The organism is Rhizobium freirei PRF 81 (assembly GCF_000359745.1).
GTDB lineage: Bacteria > Pseudomonadota > Alphaproteobacteria > Rhizobiales > Rhizobiaceae > Rhizobium > Rhizobium freirei.
Map to the genome: position 1 here is coordinate 578,154 of NZ_AQHN01000084.1, position 25,848 is coordinate 604,001.

A 25,848-nucleotide genomic window follows, 5' to 3' on the forward strand; every position below is an offset into this window, starting at 1 on the left:
AGCCATTCCAACAAAGGTGTGAGGCGTCTTTCAGCGTGTCGGCTTCAAGATTTACGGTGGACTCCTGAAGCTCAATTGATAGGATCGTGCTATCGTCCGCAATCGATGCATTGGCATCGATTGCGGATTGTCTTTTGCCCTCGCCTGCAAGCAACTGGGGAAGCTTCATGCCTCTTTTTAATTCTGCAGACATGCAGAAAGACTCGCGTCTTCATACTCTTCTGCGGCAGTGGGCAGGAAAATTTGTCGATTCCGATGTGGCAGCAGACCGCATCGTGCAGCGAACCATCAACGTCATCTGCGACAATCCCGACCTGTTGGACGGTGCCCAGATGAATGAAGCGCTTTTCGCGCTCCTGCGCCGATACGCCTTTGAGGAGAATGACTTGAGGGCGAGCAAGCAGTCTCAAAACGCGGCGTCGATTTTCGATTACGCTTTCCAGAAAAAAGATACTGAGCTGAAGTAACACGGTACGCCGGCCTGCCCGCAGTGTTTTGTTTCAGCTTTCATGCTTTTGCAATTCTCTATTCAATACTATCGGGAGCGCTGGGAAGGCAATTTTCTACTCCCGTGAATCCTGGATATTGTTTGTTACGGAAGCATTATTCAATTTCATGTTGTATATTCACAACAATGACGATAAGCGACGCCGCTTTGTCGCCGGGCAGGGTTTAGCAGAGGTTGGTTCGTGGTGCCGGAGCTTGCCAACCGCTTTTCTGAAATCACATTGCCAGGCGGGTGCCATCCCGGCAGGACGTCACCGATGGGAGTTATTCGCACTCGGGTGGAATGGGCAGATATACCGGAGGGAGTGTCCAGGATTGATGGCCTGTTGGCTTGGCGCCGGCCGGGTGGGCACCGACGGCTGGCCCCAGGAGAGACTCGGCGTAGGCGTAGGGGTAGGGAACGAAGGTCCGGTCCTCGGGCAACGCACCAAAATTCTCCCGCCATGTGGACGGTAGCTGAAACCAGGTCGCGGTGTACCAAAGCTTGGTGATATTGCGGGCTATGGGACCGAATTCCGGATGATTGAGGATGGCGGCCTTCAACGCCTCGTCGGCGGGGCCGGGGGGCAGGGCGGTGAATGTCTGCAGCAGCCGGTGAAGCAGATCGCGGCCGACAATGCGCTCGATCGTCTCGAAGTAACGATTGGCGTAGCCGGTTCCCATCAGGTCATAGCTCGATATTCCGCAGAGCCGCACCGAAAGCCGGAGGAAGTTCTCAAAATGATCAGACATGGGAGCCACCTGTAGCAGGGGTGGTCGGACCGGGTGTGAACGACGACGGCGACGTAGCCGGCGGGTCTTTGAATTGGTCCATCTCGAAGGTGGGTGCCGCATTCTCGCCGGTGCCGGGAATCGGGCAGTGAATGAGCCGTTCCATGGCAACCTTGATGCGGAACATCTCCGCGGTGAACGCACCGCCCAAGAGTTCGGGTTGACCATTGAAGGCTGTGTTCAGGCGTTCGAGGAAGCGTTTGTATTGACCATTGAAGAGAAGAGCGTTTTCCTCCAACTCCGGATGGCCATAGTAGTCGCTGATCTTTGCATTTGCCTTGATTGGAAAAACCGCTTCCATATGGACTGGAAATTCCCCGCCTTGAGGATGGCCGGGGTTATCGCGAGCGCCGTCTTGGTTCGGGTCCCGGTAATACCGTTTTTTCAGGATCTGATCGAAGCGGTAATAATGGGCGAGTTCGCCCTCGGCGTCGTAGACGTGTTGATTGCTGCCTTCACCCTGGTCGGCGATGAAGTCGATGGCCATGAGAGCGTGCTTGAGGTCGGTGATGGCTGTCAATTCGCCGCCGGCCGAATAGTAATACTTAGAGTCTACCTGCCTCTTCGGATCGCCGGCGAAGAGGGCTTTCATTTCCATCTTGTGCGCCAGCTCGACGAAACCGAGGTGAATGGCCTTGTAGAACTCACCGATGCTCCAATAGTGGAGCTCGATGTGCTCTGTTGAGGAATTCTTCGCCGGCACACGAGGCAAGAGAGATTTACCCGCCTCGGAGATCCCCCTGCGATAGGTGGTCAGCCGATGGTGCGGGACGACGGCGATCTTGTAGTGAAGCTCATACTTGCCGTCGCCCACCGCGGTAATGGGAACCAACGGATTTTCGCTCTCGAGCATGGATTTGTCGATGTGCTCGCCTGAAATGGGGATGGTTTTCTGGATGTACTGGACCGTTTCCGCGTGCTCGGGCTTCAGTGAGGTCGGCCGCTCGATCGAGAGGAAAGTTTCGAGGGCGTGATCGGAGAATTTCTCGATGCCGACGTCGAAATCGTCCTGACCGGTGGGCAGATGCGCGGGGTAACGCGGCACGAAATCGGCGGAGACGAAATCAGGCTGACCGCCGATGGCGTTCAGCAGATTGGCCGCAAGCGTCAAGTGGAGCATCTCCTCCTTGGCGACCGCGCAAATGATATCGATGGAAGGTTTGTTGACCTCGAACTTCGCGCTATAGGCGGCGGTGAGATAGGGCGGAATCGTGGCATGCTCGAGCTGAATGGCGACCTGAAGATACTCCTTCAGCTGCTCGACATTCTCGATTACGGTGCTTGGCGTTTGCATGATAGCACTTCGTTCCTAGTTGGTTGATCACAGCGATGCGAGGTGTTTGAGGACCGCTTCGGACGTTTTGAGACACAGCGCCGCCGTGGTGAGAGTCGTATTGGAAGATCCGATCGAAGGAAGGCTGCCTGGGCCGATGATGTAGAGGTTTCGGTGATCCCAGGATTTTTGATCGACATCGACGACAGAGTTGCTGCGTGAGGTACCCATGACATGCGTGCCCGAGAGATGGTTGCCCCCACGAATGGCATAACCATTGCCGTTGTAGGTGACGTAGCCATAATCCGCACTGCTGTACTGGGTGTAATCTTGCGCGCCCAGTTTCTGGAATATCTCCTTCGAAAGCCCGCGCGCGAACTCGGCAGTCGCCATGCTGTAGTCTGAGAGCTTGAAATTAACGATGGGCCGCATGTTGCCCAATCGATCGATGTACTGTTCGTCGACCGTGACGCGGCTTTCGGGATCGGCCGGCATTTCGATCATGTAGGCGAGCAATAGCTGGCGGGAAAGGCGCCGGGTAAGTTCTTCGCGGAGAGCCCGACCGTGAAGGTTCCAGCCATCGACGAACTCCGTGAGATCGGTGCCGGGTGAGCCGGTCGCCCAACCCCAGCCATCGTTGTGAATGTCGGCGGCAAAGGAAGCGAATTTCCGGCGAAAATTCCCGCGGCGGAAATTGCAAAGTCCGGAGGTGCATGAGGGGCCGCGCCCGACGCCGGCATCGACCGGCAAGAGACCCCAACACAAGAGGTATGGATGGTCCATGAGATGGCGGCCCATAAGATCGTTGGCGGCTTGTCCGTTCTGGACGGCCGAGGCGAGCATGAGCCGGGCGTTCTCGACGGCGTTCGCGGCAAGGATGAAGATCTTGCCCCGCACGCGATAGGTTTTGTAATTCGCGGATCTGCGATCCTCGTAGCGCTTGACTTCGATCTCTGTCACCGCTCCCGTTTCCGGATGAATGAAGACGCGGCTCGCCACAGCCTGGTTGACGAGTTCGACCCGCCCGGTCTTGATCGCCTTGATCAGGAGCTTGCGCGCATCAAATCGCGCCTGGACGGGACAGAGCGGCACGCAGTTGGTATTGCCCTGGCACCGTTCCCCTTCCTGGCTCTGGTGCATGCTGATGGCGCCCACCGGTTGATAAGGGCGGCCGCCGTTCCATTTGGCATAGCCGGGATTGGGATCGGCATTTTTGGCTTGAGGAAAGGTAATCCAATCGATGTCGATCTTTTCGTCGTCGATCTGCGCCTGCATGCCCTGGAGGCCGTTGGCGACGATTTGGTCCAGATAGCTCGCTTGCAGCTCGACCATCGGGTAGACGTAGTCGTCGCTGCTATACTCGACGCCAACCTTTCTCTGGGCTGCGGCATCACCCGATACGCCGAGGATGAACTCCGCCTTGTCGTAGTATGGCATCAAATCGTCGAGGCCGATCGGCCAGTCGAGGCCCTGGCCAAAATTGCTTTTCAGCCTGAAGTCCTCCCGCAGCATGCGGATGGCCTTGGCCTCCCAGTGAACGGTGGTGCCGCCGAGCACACGGGTGTAGACGGAGTCGCTGACATAAGGGCCGGATTGTACCCAGTAGGCTTCGGTATTCGTCTCTCCGGGTGCAAGCTTCCGCAGATCGGGACCACGGGGCATTTCGGCATTGGGATTGCGCGGAAAGGGCGCGTTATTGTCCTTGGTGGGGTTGGAGTAGAAAGTCTCCAGGTATCGCTGATAGCCGTCCTGCGAAAGATCGCGTCCGAGCCCGGCCTCCAGGATGAGGACGCGCTGTCCCTTGCTCGTCAGTTCGTGCGCCAGGATGGCGCCGGAAACGCCGGCGCCAACGATGACGGCATCGTAACTTTTTGCAGCGGCGTCTTCCGCGGCGATGGTGGGCGCCAGGGGCGCGCTGTGATGTATTGCGTCTGACATGGGCTGGCCGCGCGTTCTAGGGGTGAAGATTGATGGAGAAATTGCTCCCCTGCCAGGTTTGACTGGAGAGCCAGAAGAAGGTGAAGGTGAGCGATGAACCAGCCTGAGCGGCTTGCGTCGGCAGGTCGACATAATAGATGCCAACGGCGGTGGTCGTGGTGGTGATATCCTGCCAGGTGTTCCAGCCATCGTTGGTCCAGCGGAGACGGAACGGAGCCGTCAGGGGAATGCGTGCCGTTTTGCCGGCCGCCATGGAGAGGAATTGGCGATCGAAATTCCACACCTCGAGCAAGCTCTTCGGGTGCGGTTTTTGATAACGTTCGGCGACGACATCGAGGCGGTCGAAGACTTGGCCGTCGGAGACGGAGCGGACAAGCTTGATATACTCCGCATGGGCCCACGCCAGAGGCATGGCGGAACCGGTCGGTCCGCCCTTGATGAGCGGAGGCTGAACATCAAGCAGGTCGGGAGCATTCCAAAGCTGTTCCGCGAGCAGGCCGCGTGCGCCGGCAAATGCCTCGAGATAGCGAAGATAAGGCTTTGCGTCGCGTCCGGCGGCGACTTCATAATGCGCGCGTTCTCCGGTCAGCAAAGGCCAAGGCCGACCGACGCCCTGCGGACCAAAAGCCTCACCGCGGTTGCCTTGCCCGTAGCCGTCATGGTTGTAGCGGCGATAGCAAGGACCATTCGGTAGATCATCTTTCAGGACCGCATCGATGACGTTGATCGTATTCTTGATGATTGGGTCGTCGGCGGAACGAATGCCGAGCCGGACGAGCTCCTGGAAGCCGCCATCGACGACGTCTCGGGCAGGGAACGCCCCTCCTTGAGGGATGTTCTTGAGATAAACGGTGGCGGTGTTGGGGTCCTCCGGCAGCGAAGGATTGCGATTGCTGCCGACCGATTTTACCTGGGTAGGGAGAATGCGGATATAATATTCATTGATCCCGGCGACGAGACTGCCAGCGGTGGTGACGCACCAGGTTTCCAGGTGGGACTCGAGGAAGTCGGCATGTTCTCGCAGAAACTGGGCGGTTACCGGATCGCCCCAGCTGTGTTCCGCCAGATCGGCGGCGCAAATGAGGCCGGCAATGTTGGAGGCCAAGGTGGAGGGCGAATAGCCTTCGTTCTCCTCCCAGCGTTCTTCCTGCGTCATCGGTCCCTTGGCAATGAGCGCTCCGGCCGCGGCCAGCACCAGACGCTTTGGATTGTAGTTCTGAAGAGCGCCCTCCCGGCTCAGGTGATAGGCCAGGATAATTGGGTAGGAGATCTCATCGAGTTGAGTGCCATCCCAATAGGGGACGCCGTTGATGAAGAAATTCTGGTGGAAGCCGCCGTCGGGTGATTGGTTCGTGGCGAGGAACATCAACGCGCGCAGAGGCAGATCTTTTTCCCCCGCAGCGAGCAGCGCGGTGGCGCTTTGGCACATGTCGCGCGGCCAAACCAGATGATAGCCGGAATTGCCGTCCTGATTGTTGTAGCCCCACGGGATGCTGAGGGAAGCAACCAGGGCGCCGAGCGAATTCTTGTCCTCGTGAGCAATGAGAATATTATGGCTCATGTTGAACAGACGATCGTTGTCGCCGGTCGTCTTCGGAACCGGCTGAAACCCTGGGGTAGCGGCGCGAGCCGCGACCCAATCGCTGATGTAGGCCTGGAGCTGGCCGGGGGGTGACTCCTGGTCGAAGGGATAACTCAATGCTTCCCGGACCATGACCATGGCCGGATTCGGCTGCGAAGACATGCCTTCGCGGTTCTGACAGAAGCCCAGCCCAAGCACGAATTCCGTGTCGCTACCCCGCGCAATCTCCGCCATCAAAGCGATGTTGCCGTTCTGAGCGCAGTTGTAGTCCCAAATCGGCAGACGTCGGTTGCCGATGATGTCCGTCCAACCGTCGTTGACGCCGACGAAGCCGCAGCTGGTGTGCCCGAGGCCGCAACTCGCGTTGAGAGCGAGCCAGTAATCGGCATGCCGGGCGACAAGCTTCTTACCGTCGGTCGTGACGGCAACATAGCCGGAGTTGTCCCCCCCCTGACCCTGGAGGTGCGGCGCCAGCAGTGCATAGACCTTGAGCCGGCCAAGCAGGTCCGGATGGTCGCTTACCAACCGGGTGCGGACGAGGAGACACGACGAGTCTGCAGACGCTATGATATCTTGAATCACGGTGTACGGCTGCCCTATGGCGGTGCTGGTCAGCCGATAGGCCGGCGCACGCGCATCGATAGGCTCGCAGGTGTGGGTAAAGTCCCGCTGGGCGTCGTGGAAAAAGCTGACGCCGTCAGTGAACATCAGCTGGAAGTCGCGAATCTGAGGCGTATCAACGTCCGGGAAATAGATTTCGGTGACGATGCCGCCAACAACGGTAAACCAGATTTGGCTGGCTGAAGAATATGCGGTTCCGACGGCGTCTTTATCAGCCCGGGTCCACATGGCGGTGGCTCCGGGACCGCCGGGGGCGGGATTGTCGGTAAGCAGAGTTGCCATGGTTTTCTCGCGTTCGGTTTACGGCCACAAATTCGTGGGCCATTCTAGGTGACGGAAGAATAGGCATTGGGCAGCGCCGGCCGTTTCGAAGCCGTTGCGCAATCTCTTGCTATGATTTTTTCCAGGTCGCATTGTCAGGGATCGACGTGGCGGGCACGACAACCTGAATAATCGATGGACTGTTCGAATTCGATAATGCACCCAGGACGGCATCCTTCAGCTCGCCGTAGGTGTGAACTTTCCACCCCTGGCAACCGAAGACGTCTGCCAGCTTGCTGTAGTTCCACCGGTGCAGGAGGCATGATTTGTAAAACGGCTTCGTCCCACGGAAAGCCGCGGTATCGGCGAGCCACTGCTCCACACCATAGATGCCATTGTCGATCACGAAAATTATCGGGTTGAGTTCGAAGCGGGTTTGCGTCGAGAGGCATTGGGCGGTCATTTGAAATCCGCCGTCGCCAGCAAAGATCATGACCCGCTGATGGCTTTCCTTCGCCAGGCAGACACCTGTTGCAGCCGGGCCGATATAGCCTATGGCCGAGTAGGATGATTGCGAGATAAAACTTCTGGGGGTCGGCACTTTAAGCAGCAGGCTTCCGAAATAGTTCATGCTCGCATCGCTGCCGACGATGGTATCTTTTCCTATAAACTCGGGAATAAAATCATAGAATCCCTGATAAGTGATCGGGTTCGCCAAATTCCCCTCAGGCGCTTCTGGAACTGGGGGGCGCGAAAAATATCGTGTCCCGCGCGTAACCCCTTTTTCGAGCAAACCGTCGATCAAGTCCGCCAAGGAAACCTGCGCGCTGAAATATGCGCCATATTTAACCGTATCCAGCGAAACAAATGCGGTATGCTCGAAATCGGTAGGCCAGCCCAGCGCGTTGATGTCCGTCAGCCAAACACCCAAAGCCAATATAAAATCGGAATCCGTGACCAGTTCCTGGACGGATGCAGCCGACGATTGGCCGTCAAATACGCCGGCAAACAGCGCATCATCTTCGGACAAGACAGCTTTGCTCAAAAGCTCCGTAACGTATGGGATTTTTAGTTGCCGAAGCAGGTCTTCCGCCTTTTCGCGCAGGCCAAATCGGTCGATCTCCACGCCGATCCAAATGAGGGGTTTGGCAGCGTTTTCCAATCTTTCGTTGATTTGATCGATCGACTGACGCAAACTTTGCGGGTTTGAGAAAATCCGAGCCGCCTTTAGAGCCTTTGCCGGACGGTCACATTCCAAGTCAACTATATCCTCAAGAAGCTCGATATAAACCGGGCGCATTTCCGTTATGCATTGCGTTAATGCATAGTCTATGAGCATCGGGGCAAGGTCGGGGCTGTCAATTCTGACGGCTGCGGTCGTTATGTATTCGAAAACCTGAAGATCGGTTTCTCGCCCGCTGATGAAGTGGTGAGAGCTGAAGCCGGTCTGCTCGAATGTGAGCGTTCTTTGTATGCTCGGTGTCCCGTTGATCAGGACGACCGGCACCTTCTCCACATAGGCGCCTGCAATGGCGTTCACCGCAGACAATGCGCCGGCCGAATAAGTGACACAGAGTGCGCCAATTCCTCTCAGCCTGGCATATCCATCCGCGGCATAGCCTGCATTGAGTTCGTTGACTTCTTCTATGACCTGGATGTGACTTGGTTCGACATAGTTGTTCACCCAGTCTATCGAATAGTCACCAGCGATAGAGAACAGATGCTCCAGCTTCAGTTCAAGAAGCCTGTCGACCAGATATTGTCCTACAGTATATTTGTTGTCCATGGCTTGAAGTTCCGTTGTTAACTGCAAGTGACAAGGGCATTAAAACTCGCTCGCGCCATCGAATAGCCGCGGCAGGTATATGTCGAATATTCCCGGACACTTACGCTCGGGGTATCTTTGGAGCATGAAATCTTTAAAGGCGCTGTTCGCTAATCCGTCGCCAACTGCCTGCATGGCTGCAGAGAGGTATTCGATATTTCTGGCCACTTCGGTTTTATCGGCCGGAAAGCCGTGGCCCGGCATGAAGAATTCGTAATCCGATACCAGCATTTCTTCCAGGATTCGAATCCAGTGATTCATATATTTCGTTAAATAGAGATGCGTTCCGCTATAAATTAGATCTTGCACAATATAAGTTTGGTGTTCCGGGAGGCCGATTGCGAGAAGGAAATCTATTTCGGTATCTATTATCTTTTTAAAGACGTATTTGACGCCATCTATAGTTTCATCCCCAGGCGAAACGCTTCTTTCCGGGATAATTATATTATTGGGCGCGAGGTCGCCCATTTTCCAATGGTCGTTCAGCGAATCCTCTCCATGCGCCTTGAGAAAGCTTATCGTTTCGGGCAGCGCATAAATGGCAACATCGCTGAATGCGGCTGCCAATCCAAACCAATGATCGGGGTGCCTGTGCGAAAGATAGACCCTGTCTATCGGTTTCCCGAGACTGTCCGCATAGGCTCTGAATTGCTTTGCGTAGGGGACCAGAAATTGTCCGTCGACAAGAACGAGCTTGTTTTTACTTTCAATAATATGGGTTGCATTCGCAATGCTATCGTCTGCGAAAGACGAAATGAACGTGTGGATACGGACATCGCCCATCCGTTTTGCGATTATTAGGGGAGCCGGGAGTTGAGTCACCATAGGAATCTCCATGATTCAATGGATACTTGAGGCGCTTTGTCGTTCATGTTTGCTATGGGTTCGAGCACAGTCGCTCGCCCGTAGAATTATCTTAAAGGTTGCGGACGAGACCGCCGCCTTTCTCGCGTGTCATCCCAGAGCCTTGTTCTGGGATGACGCAGCATCCCGTGCCGATTAACTATCGCCGGCGTGTGTCGCGGGTCGATGCTACGGATGAGATCGAAAACGAGCGAAGGAAGCGAGCTGCTCTTTCAGGGTCGCCAACGCGGCGCTTGCAACCTGATAGGCGCTGTCGCGATCCGGCTCGGGCTTGTCTTCGCCCGGCCGCCAGAAGCGCCGACGTGCCATCCTCATCGAGCTGTCGAACGGGGGAATCGCGTTGAACACTTCGATCAGGTAAGGTCCGCGGTAAACCGGCTCGATCTCGCCCAACATGATATCCCAGGGGATCCAGCTGTCCTTTATCGCACCACGGTCCGGCGCGGAGACATGGACGTAATACAGCCGGTCTTGCTGTACAGCCCGGGCTACATTTCTTTTGAACGTCGCAGGCCCCTGGCTTTCCATAAGAACTTGAGCGGTATCGATCGTTACGCCACATCGCGGCGCCTCGGCACCTTCCAGGAAATCCAACGCCTCCGAAACCATGTTGGGTGGGGGCGTTTCCCAACTCTTCACCGGCTCGATGGCAAGCTTCACGCCCTTCCTGGAGGCGTATTCCGTCAGCTCCTGAAAGACGGAGCGCGCCGCGATATATCGTGGCGTCATCCAATCCAGAAGGGCATCGCTCCAGATCGGGTCACCGGAGTCCGTCAGTGGAAAGACCCCGTAAGGGTAGAGGAACGGCCCTGACATGATCGAATCCCCTCTGCCTAGCGCCGATGTGATGTCGACGCGCGATTTGAGGTAGGACAGAGCTTGCCTGCGCTGTTCTTCATAAGGTGACGTGGGATCGAAGGTTCGCGTGGTTCCAACGTTGGTTGTGAACTTCGCATCCTCCAGGCCGGCCTTATCGAAGGCCTTCTTGAGGTGAACATAGCTCTCGACCTCAAGCGCATGATTGATGCCCGCAGGCCCGGCGGCGATATGCAGGTCAAAACCGCTATAGCCCATTTCGGTGAGGGCCTTAAGATGTTTGACGAGAACCTGCGTATAATCGGTATCGTCCGGTCGCAAATCGGCCGTGAACATAAAGAAGCTGAAGTAGATTTCTCGATTGGATGTCCCAGTCATTTTACCACCCCAGCTCCTCGCGCAGAAATGCTCGCGCTGTTTTAGCGCATTGAAGCGGATCTGCTTTTGTTGGGTCCTGTTCTGCCTCGATGACCATCCACCGGTCATAACCCGCACTTTTCAGGATTCTCATAATGGGACGAAGGTCCAAATCCCCGTCCGGATCGCCCGGGACAGTAAAGATGCCCTGCATGATCGCCTGGTAAAAACTAAATTTGTTGTCTACGGCGAGCGGAAGGACATTCCGGCGTACGTTCTTTAGATGAACGTGTTTGATGCGGCTCGCATATCTCTCTGTCAGATCTTCGATTTCGCTTTGACTAGCTTCCCTGTAGTGCTTGGCGTCCCCATAATCCTTGTAGTTTACTGCGCCTCCATAGTGCAGATGACCGGTATCCAGGCAAAGCCCCACATAGCTGGGATTGGTTGACTCCATCAACCTGACGGTCTCTTTGATCGTCATAACGCCCGTTCCTACATGCGGGTGATAGCTTAGCTGCATGCCTTGTTCATGTGCGTACTGACCCGCTCTATCCAGTAGGCTAGTCAATAGATACCACTGTGGTTCATTGAAAATGGGGCGGTCGGTCAACACCGATTTCGTTCGAACCTGATTAACGGCATTGGCAAGCTCGGCGACGACGACATCCTGCGCACCCACCGACTTCAAAAAGGCTACTTGAGCCTGGAATGCCGAAAATGCCTCTTCGATGTCGACACCTGTGGTGAATGTCGTGCCGTCCCACGTCGCAGCTATTTTAAGGTTCCGAGAACTCAGTGCATGTAAGAGTGATGGAACATGAGTCGGATAGTTGTGTCCGGTGCTGCCGCCTTCGAAGCCCGCCTTTGCCGTCTGCTCCAGAATGGTCTGATATGGAACGTCATTGCCAATTTCGGGAAAATCGTCGTTTGTCCAACCGGTCGGCTGTATTCCAAGTGTCATCTTTACGGGAAAAGTGTCCATGGATCTGCGCCTTCTTGTGATCTATTTCGATACAAGCTGCCCGATAAGTTATTGAAATGTAGGATAGCATCGAATTATCTGCTAGGATGGTGATCCCGGCAGGCATGTCTCAGATATACCAAGCTGCACATCAAACGACTTTCGCCATTTCTGGAGCTTGACGAACTATTATGACAATTCGATTATCGTCCCCAAAATTTGCTGTGCTTTGGAGTGCTGGGGATGCTGTGGAAATAGCATGTTCGACCGGCGGCTGCAATTGATAATTGTTGCTTCGCGCTTAAAGACGAGAATCTCGTTAATCATCTGCAACCGTACACGTCGATGGCTTCCATCATCCGCCGCTCCGTCTGCTCCATCTGGGTGATATCCGGCCGCGGCCGCTGTCGTGGCCAAGTGGCGTAAGTCAGTTATTCGGTAAACTGACTGATCATTTTGTCCTCCCAGCCGCTATCTTAGGCTTTCCCTGTCAGCGAATTGAAGCTCGGTATATGCTGATCGCGAAAGCTGTTTGTGATCGCTGAGTTGGGCATGCCGCCGCTGTCATGGATAAACAGTCATCGTTGCTATCGCCCGTGAACTCGCCGTCTTTATCTTGGAAATTGCAGCGACGGTTTCCTCACTCCAAAGTCTGCTTGAACGAAAGGGCGCTCGGCGGCGAAGGAGAAGGCAGGCCCAATTCCATCAGGCTGTCCATTGTGTGAATACGCGTCGGGCCGTGGCCCCAATCGTGTCAGCGAAACCAATTACTTATGATAGGTCTTGGCATCGGCATCCCCATGCTGATTTGCAGGCTGGGATTCCATTCGCGCTAGATGATAGACCGACATGGCCTTGCTGACGCCCTTGAGTTCGGCTTCGCTTTTTACCACGGGATATGGCGCAATGATTTCCGCCACGGCCGGCGCACTGTAAACTTCCTCGGTGATGCAAATCTCGTCGCCATCGGCGAGGTTTTGCACCCGCGCGGCGATATTCACCGTCTGGCCGAAATAATCGAGCCGCTCGTTGAGCGTAACAGCGATCGCGGCGCCCCGGTGTACGCCGATTTTAAGGATGAAATCACGTTGCAGACGGTCTCGGTTTAGCTGATCTACGGCCTCGCGCATGTCAAGCGCCGCCTGTACTGCATCGGCCGAAGTCAAAAACGCCGCCATCACCGCGTCACCGATCGTCTTGGTGACGGCTCCATTGTGCCGAACGGTTGCGTCGAGAAGATGCTGGAAGTGCCGTTGCACCTGAATGTAGGCGTTAAGGTCGCCGATCCGCTCGTAGAGCGCCGTGGAGCCCTTGAGATCGGTGAATACGAGGGTGACGTCGAGAACCGCAATGCCCTCAGCGGCGCTGATTACCTCTGAGCGGAAGAAATCGCGAAAGGTTTGCGTCGTCAGCAGTCGCTTGCCGGACAGCGACGGCGTGAAGTGAAGCTTCGGGCGCTGAGACGCCGCCTCCGGAAGCTGCAGGACGCCGAATACCACCGGCAGCTTACCATCGTTGCGAACTTCGAACACGACCTTACCCGGCGCGATGCGCGCGGCGGCGGCCACGCATTTGCCGCGGTCGAGTGTAACCGGCACATAGGATGGCGTTACACCCGTCCCCCTTTCTACGGGGAAGAAAAATTGGGCGTCGCTGTCGAAATCCTGGCCCAGAAGCGCGCCCTCGGTGGCATCAACCTCGAGATTGGCAGTAGAGCCTGGCTCTATTCGCGTAAGTACCCTTACCAGCTGTTTGGCCGTCTCGCTCCATGGCACGCCATCGGGCATTATGCCGCCCGACGTCAATTTATATTGGAAGACATAATCCCAGGCTGAAAGCGCATCCGGTTTGTGGAAGCGGATGCTGCGAACGGCGGGCGAAACCGTAAATGTCACAGTGATGTAATCGTCGAGTGCGGCGTCGTAGTCGCTTTGACAGAGGTGGCAGTGGAAATGCGTATGCAATTTGCGCAGGCTTCGGAAGCTCTCGACAACGTCGGAGCACATCGGACAAACGAGTAGCCAATCCATGTCGAATAGCCCAGCTACGCATGCATGGAGGAAAAGGTCGACCGCTTCAGCTTCGGCGATCGATTTCTCCTCTGCGAACAGGATCGGATTAATGCGATAGAGTGCCTCGTCCATGCCCGAGCGCAGCAGCATCTCGAGCCGCGAGACGACGCGCGGGCTCCAGGATTTGGCCTTTTCAACCACGACCAAGCGCTCTTCAAGCTTTTTTTCGTCGATCATAGGATTATACTGCGATGACACCTCGACCATTCTCGGCGTTCCGTTAAACGTAAATACACAATTCATGATCTCGGAGCGAGCCCATCTCGGCTTCCGAGATCGAGATCACGCTCGATATATTTGCCGATTGCGTTTTGATCGGCGGCCATCTGCCCGGCGATCGCCGGCACCGACAGACCTTGCCGTTACAAATCCAAGACAGGGATAGGTTACATACCGCGAGAAGAAGGGCAAGAACTGCTGGCCCGTTCCGCGATCTTGGGATCAATCACCAGATCAAAGGTCTAATCAGAGAAGAAGCGATCGGACGACGCTCGAGGTTCCCATCGGCGCTGTAACGTTGCACTCTAGGCGTAGAGCGGTTCAGGAGGAGATGCGCGAGGCACCGAGAGATAGCGCCAGCGCCTCGAGCTCTTCGTAGAGAGATTCTGCAAAGCTACGCAACACGGTCAGCTCGAAGCCGTGCGCAGCGATGCGCGTCACCTGCACCGAGATGTGGCCAAAGAGCGTCATGGCTGCCCGACCCTCCGGGAAGACCGACGGATGAAGGTCGACCGCGGTTCCCCTGCTTAGCAGTTCGGCGGCAAGCGGACCTGAAACGCCGACACGAACGCGGCCATGGCTCTGATCCGAAACGAAGGCGCTGCCGGCGAGAGCGCCGGCAAGATCCCGCACAAGCGCATCGGATAGTCGCTCGCTGCCGACCACGAACCATTGCCGGTATCCGGCCGGACGCACCGCCGTGTCCTTGATGCCGAGGGCAGAAAGATGCCTCTCAAGGTCATTGGCCGTGATTGCCCCCATCACGTGCAGCAGATGACCCTCGGGTAAGACTTCGAGCCGGATGCCTGGGCCCTGCAAGGCGGGCTTGCCGGTAAGGACAGCTTTTCTTACGGAAAGGTCAAGCATGGAGCTTCTCGTTTTCAGGATCGATGAAGACCGGGCTGCAGAGCTGGCCCTCGGTGTATTCGTTGCGAAGGCCGTTCCAGATCAGGACCTTTTCCCCGATCCGCTCCGGTCCGTTCTTGACCAATGCGAGGCCGATCGTATGACCGAGACTCGGCGAAAAGGCGCTCGAGGTTACATAACCCTGATCATTTTCCAGGGTTGCAGCTGCGCCATCCGCCAGGATATGGGCGCCGGTGCGAAAGCTCGCCGCCGGATCCAGGGGCTTGACGCCGACGAGCCGGGGGCGATCGGCAGCCTGAAGGCCCTCGCGGACGAGCATCGCCTTGCCGATGAAATCGGCCTTCGTCGTCGAGACCATGCGGGCGAAGCCGAGATCGCCCGGTGTTACCGTGCCGTTGATCTCGGCGTGGGTCACATGACCTTTTTCGATGCGCATGACGCCGAGCGCCTCGGCGCCGTAGGCGCAAATCTCATGCTTCCGACCCGCTTGCATGATGGCATCGGCAACAAACTCGCCATAGGCCGCAGGGACGCCCAGCTCGTAGGCGAGCTCGCCCGAAAATGAGATGCGAAAGAGCCGGCCTTCGAGCTTGCCGCCGAAGAGTGAAACCGTGCGCGCGCTCATGAAGGGGAAAGCCGCATCGGAGATGTCTTCATCGACGATCTCTGAAAGTATCGTTCGCGATCGGGGACCCGCCACCGCCATTTGCGCCCATTGGTCGGTCGATGACGCAAAATAGACCTCCAGCTCGGGCCAGAGCGTCTGGGCGCAGAATTCCAGATGCGTCAGCACGCCGGCAGCAAGCGCCGTCGTCGTGGTCATGAAGAAATGATCCTCGGCGAGGCGGCTGGTGGTGCCGTCGTCATAGATCATGCCGTCTTCGCGCAGCATGATGCCGTAACGGGCTTTGCCGACCGGCAGCTTGGCAAAGCCGTTGCAGTAGATACGGTCGAGAAAGGTGGCCGCGTCCTTGCCGAAGATCTCGATCTTGCCGAGCGTCGAGACGTCGCAGATGCCGGCATTCTTTCGGATGTTCAGCACTTCGCGATCGACGCTTTCGCGCCAGGTTTTCTCGTTCTCGCGCGGGAACCAGGAGGAGCGATACCAGAGGCCGGTCTCCACGAAGATTGCCCCATTCTTTCTCGCCCACTCATGCAGTGGCGATTTGCGCGCAGGCTGAAAGTGCTTGGCCCGTGAAGTGCCAGTCAGAGCGCCGAAGGAAACAGGCGTGTAGAAGGGCCGAAAGGTCGTGGTTCCGACGTCTGCCGGCGAGACGCCGCGAGCTTCGGCAAGAATGCCGATGGCATTGATATTGGAAAGCTTGCCCTGGTCGGTCGCCATCCCGTTGGTGGTGTAGCGCTTGGCAAGCTCGACGTCGCCGTAGCCTTCGCGCACGGCAAGGCCGAGATCCTTCAAGTGCACGTCGTTCTGATAATCGACGAAGGCTTTGCCCCTGGCTCCTTTGATGGACCAGAGGGGCGCACTTGTCGGCGATGTTTCTTGCAACGATGCAAAGGCCGGCTCAACTCCGGCAATGCCAATCACCTGCAGCGCCTCGGCAGCCTTGCGGGCGCCATCGCCGAGGCAAGCTTCGGTGGAGGCGAGGCCGGCCGCCGCGCCGGCGATTGTCAGTCCTTCCTGTTTTTCCGGAGCCAGGAAGGCCGCATGCTTTTCCGACCAGACCGGTTTTGCACCGCGATGGCAGGCAAGGTGAACGATCGGGCTCCAGCCGCCGGACATGGCAAGCGCATCGGCCTCGATATCGCGGTGGCCGGAGGAGGTTGCAACAGTCACCCGGCGCAGTTGCTTGCCCCCGTGCGCGTCGATGACGCGTGCGCCGGTCAACACCTGCGCTCTGCCACTCCAGCTCTCCTCGGCGCTCGAGCGACTGTCGACGATAGCAGCCACCTCGACGCCGGCTGCCTCGAGATCGGCGGCGGTCCGATAGCCGGAGCTGTTTGTCGTAAAGACCACAGTGCGCTTGCCGGGAGCAATCGCCTGCCGGTTCAGGTAGCTACGCATCGCGCCCGCCATCATGACGCCCGGGACATCGTTGCCGCCAAAGACGAGTGGACGCTCTTCCGCGCCAGCCGCAAGGATTGCCTGCTTGGCGATGATGCGCCACAGACGTTCCACTGGTCGTCGCGGGTCAGGCGCTGCCATATGCTTCTGGACGCGTTCGACCGCGCCGAAGACATTGTCGTCGTACCAGCCGATGACTGTCGTTCGCGGCAGGCACTGCACGTTCGGCAGGCTTTTCAGCTCGTTCATGATGCCGTCGAGCGCCGGGTCGTTCTCCGCTAGCAGGCCGCCGCCGAGGGCGAAGCCTTCGTCGGCAAGCAGCACCCGAGCGCCGGCGCGTCCTGCCGTCAACGCTGCGGCCAGACCTGCCGGCCCGCCGCCAATGACGAGCAGATCGCAGTGTGTCCAGCACTTCTCGTAGGAATCTGGGTCTTTCTCGTAGGATGCCCTGCCGAGACCGGCAGCTCTGCGAATCAGCGGTTCGTAGACCTTTTCCCAGAAGGCGGCCGGCCACATGAAAGTCTTGTAGTAGAAACCGGCGCTGAGGAAGGGCGAGAGCAGGCCGTTGACGGCGCCGACATCAAAGGCGAGCGAAGGCCAGCGGTTTTGGCTGCGCGCGGCCAGCCGTTCATAAAGTTCGATCATCGTGGCACGGCAGTTCGCTTCCGTCCGCCCGCCGGTGCCTGTCGTGACAAGAGCATTCGGCTCGGCAGCTCCCGCCGTCAGGACGCCGCGTGGCCGGTGGTATTTGAAGCTGCGCCCGACGAGCTGGACACCGTTGGCAAGAAGGGCGGAGGCGAGCGTATCGCCGGGGTGGCCCTGAAGATCTGTGCCGTCGAAGGTGAAGTCGATCGTCCTCGAGCGATCGATCCGGCCGCCGGAGGAGAGGCGGTAGCTGCTCATGCTTCACCTCCAAGCTTGGCGAGAGCCGCGTCGCTGACGGTAAGGACCTTGTGAGAGACCGTGTCGCGCTCGACGATCAGCCAGCGGCGGCAGCCGGAGGAATGGTGCCAATATTCCTTGTGAAGGCCCTTCGGATTGTCGCGCAGATAGACATAGTCGTACCAGGCATCCGGGCCGGCATCCGGTGACGGGCGGGCAAGGTTCGCATCGCCCTTGATGGTAAACTCTTCCTTGGGTCGGCTGCCGCAGTGAGGGCAGGAAATCAGGCTGGCCATCTCGTCATGTCCTCAGTGCAGATTCGGCTGTGCGCCGACGCCTTTTTCATCGAGCTGATAGCCCCGCCGAAAGCGGTCGAGCCGCAATTGCCGCGCCGTTTCATGCGGCTCGTTGCGGGCGATCAGATGGGCGTAGCAATAGCCGGAGGCCGGTGTGGCCTTGAAACCGCCATAGCACCAGCCGGCGTTCAGATAGAGATTGTCCATATGGGTTCGGTCGATGATCGGCGAGCCGTCCATACTCATGTCCATGACACCGCCCCAGCTGCGCAGGTAACGCACCCGGGTTAGCGACGGTATCAAGGCGACGCCGGCCTCGGCGACATGCTCGACAGTCGCGAGATTGCCGCGCTGGGCATAGGAATTGTAGCCATCGATATCGCCGCCGAAGACGAGGCCGCCCTTGTCCGATTGCGAGACGTAGAAATGTCCGGCCCCGAAGGTGACGACGCAATCGATGAACGGTTTCAATCCCTCGGAGACGAAAGCCTGCAGCACATGGCTCTCGATCGGCAGGCGCAGACCCGCCATGTCGGCGACGACTGTCGAGTTGCCGGCGGCCGCAAGCGCCAGCTTGCCGCATCCGATGAAGCCCTTGCTGGTCTCGACGCCGGTCACCCGGCCGTTGTCCCTGCGTATGCCGGTCACCTCGCAGCCGGTAATGATGTCGACGCCGCGGCTGTCCGCACCTCTGGCGTAGCCCCATGCGACGGCATCATGTCGCACAGTGCCGCCGCGCGGCTGCAACAGGCCGCCCATGATGGGGAAGCGGGCATTGTCGAAATCGAGGAAGGGCAGCTTCTTGCGAACGGCCTCGCGATCGAGGAATTCCGCATCGACGCCGTGCAGGCGCATGGCGTTGCCGCGTCGCGTGTAGGCATCGCGCTGGGCATCGGAATGAAAGAGGTTCAGGACACCGCGCTGCGAGACCATCGCATTGAAGTTGAAGTCCTGCTCCAGCCCTTCCCACAGCTTCATCGAGAGCTCGTAGAAGGGATTATTGCCGGGCAGCAGATAGTTCGAACGGATGATCGTGGTGTTGCGGCCGATATTGCCCGAGCCGAGATAGCCCTTCTCCAGAACGGCGACATTGGTGATGCCGAAGGTCTTGGCGAGATAGTAGGCCGTCGCCAGCCCATGTCCGCCGCCACCGACGATGATGACGTCATAATGTTGCTTCGGTTGCGGCTGGCGCCATGCGGGTGCCCAGCCGGCATTGCCGCGAAGACCGTTGAGGAAAATGGAGAAAGCTGAATAGCGCATGGATCAATCCAAGTGGAATTGCATCCATGATGGCAGAAAGGCATTTGCCGACTTGCCCATTCAGGACATATTTCGATAGAAAAGGGACATGTCCTCGATCGATGTCAAAAACGTCCAGAATATCGGCTTCATCCTGATCCCAGGGTTCGCGCTGATGTCTTATGCCTCGGCAAGCGAGCCGCTTCGCGCCGCCAATTTGCTGGGCGGCCGCGAGATCTACCGCTTGTCGACCTTCTCGCCGGATGGCACGTCCGCCACGTCATCGGGCGGCGTGCCCGTCCCGGCAGGCGCGCTTCCCGCCCGTGGTTCCGGGCTTGGAACGGTCTTCGTCTGCGCCGGCGGATCGCCGCGAGACTGGCATTATCCGGCGGTGCTCGCCTGTCTCAGGCAGCTGGCGCGCGAGGGGGTGCGCATCGGCGGCATTTCCGGCGGTCCCTATCTGCTTGCCGCTGCCGGTCTTTTGGCCGACCGGGATTTCACCATCCACTGGGAGCATGCTCCGGCGCTGCTCGAGTCATTTCCCGCCTTGTCGCCGCGTCAGGCCCGTTTCGTCATCGACGGCAGCCGCATAACCTGCGGCGGCGGTATCGCGCCGCTCGATATGATGCACGTGCTGATCTCCGAGCGTATGGGACCGGATTTCGCTCGCCGGGTGAGCGACTGGTATCTGCATACGGAAGTCGGCGAGCCGACGGCACCGCAGCGCGGCTCACTTGCCGAGCGTTATGGCGTCCATCATCCCGGTCTGCTGAGTGTGCTGGAGAGGATGGAGGAAACGATCGAGATGCCGCTGGATCGAGCCGCCATGGCAAGGATCGCCGGCGTTACGCCGCGCCATCTGGATCGATTGTTTGCCGCGCATCTCGGAACGACATTCCTCGATCAATATCGACGCATCAGATTGGCCCACGCCCAACGGCTGCTTGAACAAAGCCCGCTATCGATTTCCGAAATTGCCGTTGCCACCGGCTTTTCCAGCGGCGCCCATTTTTCCCGAGCCTACCGCAACCTTTACGATATCGCACCGAGGGAAACGCGCAGGACGTAGTTTTCGTCTTAGTTGAGAAAATTTCACCGTGAAGATAGAATGGCAGCGATAACAAATGGTCGCAAGGAACTATAAATGAAAACCAAGCCCGGCAAGACAGCGAGCGAGGAGCATCCGCATGGCGGGCGGCCGGCTTTCTCGCAGGATCCGCACGCTTTGCGCGAGCCGAAGGAAAATAATCTCGAGATGGCGATCGGTCATGAGGTGCGCGCCTATCGAAAGAAACTTGGCATCACAGTCACGGACCTTGCTGCAGCAACCGGAATTTCTCTCGGGATGCTATCGAAGATCGAAAACGGCAATATCTCGCCGTCCCTGACGACGTTGCAATCGCTTTCCCGTGCGCTGGGAGTGCCGCTCACGGCTTTCTTCCGGCGCTACGAGGAGCCGCACAATGCGGTCTTCGTCAAAGCGGGACAGGGGGTGGAGCTTGAGCGGCGCGGCACGCGTGCGGGCCATCAGTATAATGTGCTCGGCCATATCGACAATAACTCGAGCGGCGTCATCGTCGAACCCTATCTTATCACGTTGACGGCCGATTCCGACGTTTTCCCGACCTTCCAGCACGAGGGAATGGAGTTCCTTTATATGCTCGAGGGCGAGGTCATGTATCGCCATGGCGACCAGCTTTTCCCGATGCAGCCAGGCGACAGCCTCTTCTTCGATGCCGATGCGCCGCACGGACCGGAGGTCCTTGTGAAACTGCCGGCGAAGTATCTTTCGATCATCAGCTACCCGCAGCGCGGCAAGACCGACTGACTTGCCTTAAAAGAAAAAAATATTCTTTTGAGTTGAAAAGCCGCGATCAAACTGCTAGCCATTTTGCAGATGCGAAAATGGAGGGTTTGGGCATGTGCGGAATTGTCGGTCTCTTCTTGAAGGATAAGGCGCTGGAGCCAAAACTCGGAGCGCTTTTGTCCTCCATGCTGGTCACGATGACCGATCGCGGACCTGATAGTGCGGGCATTGCGATTTACGGCAACGATAACGGCAGCAAGGCGAAAATAACCATTCAGTCTGCCGATCCGACAAAGGACTTCGACGGGCTGGAATATGACCTCCGGCGAGCGCTCGATGCGCCGGTGTCCATGGCAGTCAAGAGTACGCACGCGGTCATCGCTCTCGCAAAGGACAAGCTGAACGAAGGCAGGGCGGCGATTGCGGCGCTGCGGCCGGATGTCCGGATCATGAGCAGCGGCGACGCCATCGAAATCTACAAGGAAACGGGCTTGCCGAAGGATGTCATATCCCGTTTCGGCGTTACCACCATGTCCGGAACACATGGGATCGGACACACCCGAATGGCCACGGAATCCGCCGTGACCACGCTCGGTGCCCATCCGTTCTCGACCGGCTCCGACCAGTGCCTGGTCCACAACGGCTCATTGTCGAACCACAATAATCTTCGCCGTGAACTCGTACGCGAAGGCATGACCTTCGAGACGCAGAACGATTCCGAAGTTGCCGCCGCCTATCTGACGGCCGAGATGGCCAGGGGCAAGGATCTCGGCGAGGCTCTGACAGGCGCGCTCAGCGATCTCGACGGCTTCTTCACCTTCGTTGTGGGCACGAAGTCCGGCTTCGGCGTTGTTCGCGATCCCATCGCCTGCAAGCCCGCCGTCATGGCCGAGACCGATCAATATGTCGCTTTCGGCTCCGAATACCGGGCGCTCGTAAACCTGCCGGGCATCGAGAATGCCCGCATCTGGGAGCCGGAACCGGCAACCGTCTATTTCTGGGATCACGAAAAGGCCGCCTAGTTTTAGTCCTGGTGCAATCGAGAAAGTTCTTTCATGCCAGTTTTCGATCTATCCGTTACTTCGCTGCGCGAATTTAACAGCATGCTTCACAGCCTCACCGTTGGGGCCAATGATACCGCCTTTGAGGTTGTCAATCCGCGAGGCCATCATGCCGTCGCGGTCGGCATCGACACGCCGGTCACCGTCGATATCAGGGGATCCGTCGGCTATTACTGCGCCGGCATGAACGATGGCGGCACGGTCACCGTGCACGGCTCGGCCGGACCCGGTGTCGCGGAAAACATGATGTCGGGCACCGTCGTCATTGAAGGTGACGCCAGCCAGTATGCAGGCGCGACCGGGCAGGGGGGGCTTCTGGTCATCAAGGGCAATGCCGCATCACGCTGCGGTATCTCGATGAAGGGTATCGATATCGTCGTGCACGGCAACATCGGCCATATGTCCGCATTCATGGGCCAATCCGGCCATCTCGTCGTACTCGGCGACGCCGGCGATGCGCTCGGCGACAGCCTTTACGAGGCAAAGCTCTTCGTCCGTGGTTCGGTGAAAAGCCTCGGCTCGGATTGCATCGAGAAAGAGATGCGTCCCGAGCATATCGATAAGCTTGCCGAACTTCTCGAAAGGGCGGGCGTCAGGGGCGTAAAGCCGGAAGAGTTCAAGCGCTACGGATCTGCGCGCAAGCTCTACAATTTCAACATTGACAATGCCGACGCGTATTGAGGCGAAAGGGACACCATGAGCTATCACAACCCGCTTACGCCGCCGCGCAAGTCCGCAACCTTCGATGATCACACGCTGGCCGAAATCCGCCGCGCCGCGGCGACGGGGATTTACGATATTCGCGGTGCCGGCACCAAGCGCAAGGTGCCGCATTTCGACGACCTGCTTTTCCTGGGCGCGTCGATTTCTCGCTATCCGCTGGAAGGCTATCGTGAGAAATGCGACACGACGGTCGTTCTCGGCAGCCGCTTTGCCAAGAAACCGATTACGCTCAAGACGCCGATCACCATCGCGGGCATGAGCTTCGGGGCCCTTTCCGGCAATGCCAAGGAGGCGCTCGGCCGCGGCGCCACGCTTGCGGGCACCTCCACGACGACCGGCGATGGCGGCATGACCAATGAGGAACGCGGCCATTCGCAGACGCTGGTCTATCAGTATCTTCCCTCGCGCTACGGCATGAATCCCAAGGATCTGCGCCGCGCCGATGCCATCGAAGTGGTGGTGGGGCAGGGGGCTAAGCCCGGCGGCGGCGGCATGCTGCTCGGCCAGAAGATTTCCGACCGTGTCGCCAACATGCGCAATCTGCCGAAAGGCATCGACCAGCGTTCGGCTTGCCGTCACCCGGACTGGACCGGACCGGACGATCTTGAGATCAAGATCATGGAACTGCGCGAAATCACCGACTGGGAAAAGCCGATTTACGTCAAGGTCGGCGGTGCGCGCCCCTATTACGATACCGCCCTTGCCGTAAAGGCTGGTGCCGATGTCGTCGTCCTCGATGGCATGCAGGGCGGCACGGCCGCGACCCAGGATGTCTTTATCGAAAATGTCGGCATGCCGACCCTTGCCTGTATTCGTCCCGCCGTTCAGGCGCTGCAGGATCTTGGCATGCACCGCAAGGTGCAACTGATCATCTCCGGCGGCATTCGTTCCGGCGCGGATGTAGCGAAAGCGCTCGCGCTCGGTGCCGATGCGGTTGCGATCGGCACGGCGGCACTGGTCGCCATCGGCGATAACGATCCGCGCTGGGAGGAAGAGTACCAGAAGCTCGGTACGACAGCCGGCGCCTATGACGACTGGCATGAGGGCAAAGATCCTGCCGGCATCACGACGCAGGATCCGGAGCTTTCAAAGCGGCTGGACCCGATCGTGGCTGGACGACGCCTTGCCAATTATCTCAAGGTGATGACGCTGGAAGCGCAGACGATTGCGCGTGCCTGCGGCAAGAATCATCTGCATAATCTCGAACCGGAGGACCTGTGCGCGCTGACGATGGAGGCCGCAGCCATGGCGCAGATCCCGCTTGCCGGCACGAACTGGTATCCGGGCAAGGGAGGCTACTAACCATCTGACTTGTCCGACCGGGCCGAAGAGCCCGGCGGCTGCATGCATAAATCGAAGTGTCTCTGAGAAATCCAAAGGGGAACGAGAATGACACTGGATCTTGCTGCTTTTGCGAAAGACAAAGGCATCAAATATTTCATGATCAGTTATACGGATCTTTTTTCCGGGCAACGCGCCAAGCTGGTGCCTGCGCAAGCAATCGCCGGGATGCAGGAAGACGGCGCAGGCTTTGCCGGCTTCGCCACCTGGCTCGACATGACGCCCGCCCATCCCGACCTGTTTGCCGTACCGGATGCTTCCTCCGTCATCCAGCTCCCATGGAAGAAGGATGTCGCCTGGGTCGCGGCGGATTGCATGATGGAAGGCGAGCTGGTCGCCCAGGCGCCGCGCAACGTCTTGAAGAAGCTCGTCAAGCAGGCCGAGGCGGAAGGCAAGCGCGTCAAGACCGGCGTCGAAGCCGAATTCTTCCTGATCACGGCCGACGGCTCGAAGATTTCGGACGAATACGACACGGCGGAAAAGCCCTGCTATGACCAGCAGGCGGTCATGCGGCGGTATGACGTCATTGCCGAGATCTGCGATTACATGCTGGAGCTCGGCTGGGGGGCCTATCAGAACGACCACGAGGATGCCAACGGCCAGTTCGAAATGAACTGGGAATTCGACGATGCCCTGAAGACGGCGGACAAGCACTCCTTCTTCAAGTTCATGGTCAAGTCGATCGCCGAAAAGCACGGCCTCAGAGCAACGTTCATGCCGAAGCCCTTCAAGGGCCTGACGGGCAACGGCTGCCATTGCCATATCTCCGTATGGAGCAATGACGGCAGGATCAATGTCTTTGCCGACAGAGAGGCGGAATTTGGCCTGTCGTCCGAGGGCAAGCATTTCCTCGGCGGCATCATGAAGCATGCCTCGTCGCTGGCAGCGATCACCAATCCGACGGTCAATTCCTACAAGCGCATCAATGCGCCGCGCACCACGTCCGGAGCCACCTGGTCTCCCAATACCGTGACGTGGACCGGCAACAATCGCACCCATATGGTACGTGTGCCGGGTCCTGGCCGTTTCGAGCTGCGTCTGCCTGATGGGGCGGTCAATCCCTATCTGCTTCAGGCGATCATCATCGCTGCCGGCCTCGACGGCTTGCGCAATAGAGCCGATCCCGGACCTCATCATGATATCGACATGTATGCGGAGGGGCATCTCGTGAAGAACGCGCCGCGCCTGCCGCTTAACCTACTCGATGCGCTCAGGGCCTATGACGAGGACGAGGGTCTGAAGCAGGCAATCGGCTCGGAGTTCTCCGAAGCCTATCTGAAGCTCAAGCACCAGGAATGGAACGCCTACTGCTCGCATTTCACGCAGTGGGAGCGCGACAGCACGCTCGATATTTGAGTGCGCAGCGGAAAAATGCCTGAATTGACCCATGTGCCGGGGCGCGATCCCCCGGCGCAAGAGTGGAATTTTGGCCGCAGACGGCGGAGGAAGACCGGCATGAAGAACTACGTACTGACCGTATCCTGCAAATCGACCCGTGGCATCGTTGCCGCGATCACCGGCTATCTCGCCGACCAA

At 58.2% G+C, this 25,848-nt stretch carries 20 protein-coding genes; 7 read left to right on the forward strand and 13 right to left on the reverse strand.

The window, feature by feature from the left end; translation table 11 throughout:
- Positions 1–167 precede the first annotated feature (167 nt).
- Entirely contained in the window at positions 168–467 is a 300-nt protein-coding gene (locus RHSP_RS26065; RefSeq protein WP_004125562.1) for a hypothetical protein, read from the forward strand.
- Positions 468–771: 304 nt separating this feature from the next.
- Here RHSP_RS26065 and RHSP_RS26070 read toward each other — a convergent pair whose 3' ends face one another.
- From RHSP_RS26070 to RHSP_RS26130, 13 genes are all read right to left on the reverse strand, one after another.
- Positions 772–1,239 (reverse strand): hypothetical protein, encoded by a 468-nt coding sequence (locus RHSP_RS26070; protein WP_081615357.1) that lies wholly within the window; start codon positions 1,237–1,239, stop codon positions 772–774.
- Positions 1,232–2,572 (reverse strand): ferritin-like domain-containing protein, encoded by a 1,341-nt coding sequence (locus RHSP_RS26075; RefSeq protein WP_004125567.1) that lies wholly within the window; start codon positions 2,570–2,572, stop codon positions 1,232–1,234. The genes RHSP_RS26070 and RHSP_RS26075 overlap by 8 nt, the downstream gene beginning before the upstream one ends.
- Before the next feature lie 27 nt (positions 2,573–2,599).
- A complete protein-coding gene (locus RHSP_RS26080) occupies positions 2,600–4,489 on the reverse strand; it encodes a GMC family oxidoreductase (protein WP_004125569.1) in 1,890 nt (629 codons plus the stop codon).
- Positions 4,490–4,505: 16 nt separating this feature from the next.
- Positions 4,506–6,974: a glycoside hydrolase family 15 protein gene (locus RHSP_RS26085; RefSeq protein WP_037154499.1), complete on the reverse strand. Its 2,469-nt coding sequence runs from the start codon at positions 6,972–6,974 to the stop codon at positions 4,506–4,508.
- Positions 6,975–7,083: 109 nt separating this feature from the next.
- Complete coding sequence (locus RHSP_RS26090) at positions 7,084–8,739, reverse strand: alpha-keto acid decarboxylase family protein (protein WP_004125574.1); 1,656 nt, start codon at positions 8,737–8,739, stop codon at positions 7,084–7,086.
- A 39-nt stretch (positions 8,740–8,778) separates the two neighbouring features.
- Positions 8,779–9,603: an MBL fold metallo-hydrolase gene (locus RHSP_RS26095; RefSeq protein WP_004125577.1), complete on the reverse strand. Its 825-nt coding sequence runs from the start codon at positions 9,601–9,603 to the stop codon at positions 8,779–8,781.
- A 207-nt stretch (positions 9,604–9,810) separates the two neighbouring features.
- A complete protein-coding gene (locus RHSP_RS26100) occupies positions 9,811–10,836 on the reverse strand; it encodes a sugar phosphate isomerase/epimerase family protein (RefSeq protein ID WP_004125580.1) in 1,026 nt (341 codons plus the stop codon).
- Between the two features lies 1 nt (position 10,837).
- Entirely contained in the window at positions 10,838–11,800 is a 963-nt protein-coding gene (locus RHSP_RS26105) for a TIM barrel protein (protein ID WP_004125590.1), read from the reverse strand.
- A 746-nt stretch (positions 11,801–12,546) separates the two neighbouring features.
- Positions 12,547–14,028 (reverse strand): adenylate/guanylate cyclase domain-containing protein, encoded by a 1,482-nt coding sequence (locus RHSP_RS26110; RefSeq protein WP_240535510.1) that lies wholly within the window; start codon positions 14,026–14,028, stop codon positions 12,547–12,549.
- Between the two features lie 363 nt (positions 14,029–14,391).
- Positions 14,392–14,937: a sarcosine oxidase subunit gamma gene (locus RHSP_RS26115; protein ID WP_004125596.1), complete on the reverse strand. Its 546-nt coding sequence runs from the start codon at positions 14,935–14,937 to the stop codon at positions 14,392–14,394.
- Positions 14,930–17,863: a sarcosine oxidase subunit alpha family protein gene (locus RHSP_RS26120; RefSeq protein WP_004125599.1), complete on the reverse strand. Its 2,934-nt coding sequence runs from the start codon at positions 17,861–17,863 to the stop codon at positions 14,930–14,932. The genes RHSP_RS26115 and RHSP_RS26120 overlap by 8 nt, the downstream gene beginning before the upstream one ends.
- Positions 17,860–18,138 (reverse strand): sarcosine oxidase subunit delta, encoded by a 279-nt coding sequence (locus RHSP_RS26125; protein ID WP_004125602.1) that lies wholly within the window; start codon positions 18,136–18,138, stop codon positions 17,860–17,862. The genes RHSP_RS26120 and RHSP_RS26125 overlap by 4 nt, the downstream gene beginning before the upstream one ends.
- A gap of 12 nt (positions 18,139–18,150) precedes the next feature.
- Positions 18,151–19,401 carry a sarcosine oxidase subunit beta family protein gene (locus RHSP_RS26130; protein WP_004125605.1) on the reverse strand — a complete coding sequence of 417 codons (1,251 nt, stop codon included), beginning with the start codon at positions 19,399–19,401 and terminating at the stop codon, positions 18,151–18,153.
- Positions 19,402–19,489: 88 nt separating this feature from the next.
- Between RHSP_RS26130 and RHSP_RS26135 the strand changes: the two genes are divergently transcribed.
- The 6 genes from RHSP_RS26135 (at position 19,490) to glnT (ending at position 25,668) form a co-directional block, all read left to right on the forward strand.
- The gene (locus RHSP_RS26135; RefSeq protein WP_004125608.1) at positions 19,490–20,449 is read left to right on the forward strand and encodes a GlxA family transcriptional regulator; all 960 of its coding nucleotides are present in this window, start codon (positions 19,490–19,492) and stop codon (positions 20,447–20,449) included.
- A 75-nt stretch (positions 20,450–20,524) separates the two neighbouring features.
- On the forward strand, positions 20,525–21,208 hold the full coding sequence (locus RHSP_RS26140) for a helix-turn-helix domain-containing protein (RefSeq protein ID WP_004125611.1): 684 nt from the start codon (positions 20,525–20,527) through the stop codon (positions 21,206–21,208).
- A gap of 92 nt (positions 21,209–21,300) precedes the next feature.
- A complete protein-coding gene (locus RHSP_RS26145) occupies positions 21,301–22,209 on the forward strand; it encodes a class II glutamine amidotransferase (protein WP_037154503.1) in 909 nt (302 codons plus the stop codon).
- A 33-nt stretch (positions 22,210–22,242) separates the two neighbouring features.
- Entirely contained in the window at positions 22,243–22,929 is a 687-nt protein-coding gene (locus RHSP_RS26150; protein WP_004125617.1) for a GltB/FmdC/FwdC-like GXGXG domain-containing protein, read from the forward strand.
- A gap of 15 nt (positions 22,930–22,944) precedes the next feature.
- Positions 22,945–24,273, forward strand: a complete 1,329-nt coding sequence (locus RHSP_RS26155; protein WP_004125619.1) for an FMN-binding glutamate synthase family protein — start codon at positions 22,945–22,947, stop codon at positions 24,271–24,273.
- A gap of 87 nt (positions 24,274–24,360) precedes the next feature.
- A complete protein-coding gene (gene glnT / locus RHSP_RS26160; protein WP_037154506.1) occupies positions 24,361–25,668 on the forward strand; it encodes a type III glutamate--ammonia ligase in 1,308 nt (435 codons plus the stop codon).
- Positions 25,669–25,848 lie beyond the last annotated feature (180 nt).

Excerpts from the sequence above, each read along its gene's own strand:
- RHSP_RS26145 (WP_037154503.1), top strand. The coding sequence starts at position 21,301 with ATGTGCGGAATTGTCGGTCTCTTCTTGAAGGATAAGGCGCTGGAGCCA.
- RHSP_RS26100 (WP_004125580.1), bottom strand. The coding sequence starts at position 10,836 with ATGACTGGGACATCCAATCGAGAAATCTACTTCAGCTTCTTTATGTTC.
- RHSP_RS26095 (WP_004125577.1), bottom strand. The coding sequence starts at position 9,603 with ATGGTGACTCAACTCCCGGCTCCCCTAATAATCGCAAAACGGATGGGC.
- RHSP_RS26135 (WP_004125608.1), top strand. The coding sequence starts at position 19,490 with ATGTCCTCGATCGATGTCAAAAACGTCCAGAATATCGGCTTCATCCTG.
- RHSP_RS26070 (WP_081615357.1), bottom strand. The coding sequence starts at position 1,239 with ATGTCTGATCATTTTGAGAACTTCCTCCGGCTTTCGGTGCGGCTCTGC.
- RHSP_RS26065 (WP_004125562.1), top strand. The coding sequence starts at position 168 with ATGCCTCTTTTTAATTCTGCAGACATGCAGAAAGACTCGCGTCTTCAT.
- RHSP_RS26090 (WP_004125574.1), bottom strand. The coding sequence starts at position 8,739 with ATGGACAACAAATATACTGTAGGACAATATCTGGTCGACAGGCTTCTT.
- RHSP_RS26080 (WP_004125569.1), bottom strand. The coding sequence starts at position 4,489 with ATGTCAGACGCAATACATCACAGCGCGCCCCTGGCGCCCACCATCGCC.
- RHSP_RS26155 (WP_004125619.1), top strand. The coding sequence starts at position 22,945 with ATGAGCTATCACAACCCGCTTACGCCGCCGCGCAAGTCCGCAACCTTC.
- glnT (WP_037154506.1), top strand. The coding sequence starts at position 24,361 with ATGACACTGGATCTTGCTGCTTTTGCGAAAGACAAAGGCATCAAATAT.
- RHSP_RS26150 (WP_004125617.1), top strand. The coding sequence starts at position 22,243 with ATGCCAGTTTTCGATCTATCCGTTACTTCGCTGCGCGAATTTAACAGC.
- RHSP_RS26115 (WP_004125596.1), bottom strand. The coding sequence starts at position 14,937 with ATGCTTGACCTTTCCGTAAGAAAAGCTGTCCTTACCGGCAAGCCCGCC.
- RHSP_RS26085 (WP_037154499.1), bottom strand. The coding sequence starts at position 6,974 with ATGGCAACTCTGCTTACCGACAATCCCGCCCCCGGCGGTCCCGGAGCC.
- RHSP_RS26140 (WP_004125611.1), top strand. The coding sequence starts at position 20,525 with ATGAAAACCAAGCCCGGCAAGACAGCGAGCGAGGAGCATCCGCATGGC.
- RHSP_RS26105 (WP_004125590.1), bottom strand. The coding sequence starts at position 11,800 with ATGGACACTTTTCCCGTAAAGATGACACTTGGAATACAGCCGACCGGT.
- RHSP_RS26120 (WP_004125599.1), bottom strand. The coding sequence starts at position 17,863 with ATGAGCAGCTACCGCCTCTCCTCCGGCGGCCGGATCGATCGCTCGAGG.
- RHSP_RS26125 (WP_004125602.1), bottom strand. The coding sequence starts at position 18,138 with ATGGCCAGCCTGATTTCCTGCCCTCACTGCGGCAGCCGACCCAAGGAA.
- RHSP_RS26075 (WP_004125567.1), bottom strand. The coding sequence starts at position 2,572 with ATGCAAACGCCAAGCACCGTAATCGAGAATGTCGAGCAGCTGAAGGAG.
- RHSP_RS26110 (WP_240535510.1), bottom strand. The coding sequence starts at position 14,028 with ATGATCGACGAAAAAAAGCTTGAAGAGCGCTTGGTCGTGGTTGAAAAG.
- RHSP_RS26130 (WP_004125605.1), bottom strand. The coding sequence starts at position 19,401 with ATGCGCTATTCAGCTTTCTCCATTTTCCTCAACGGTCTTCGCGGCAAT.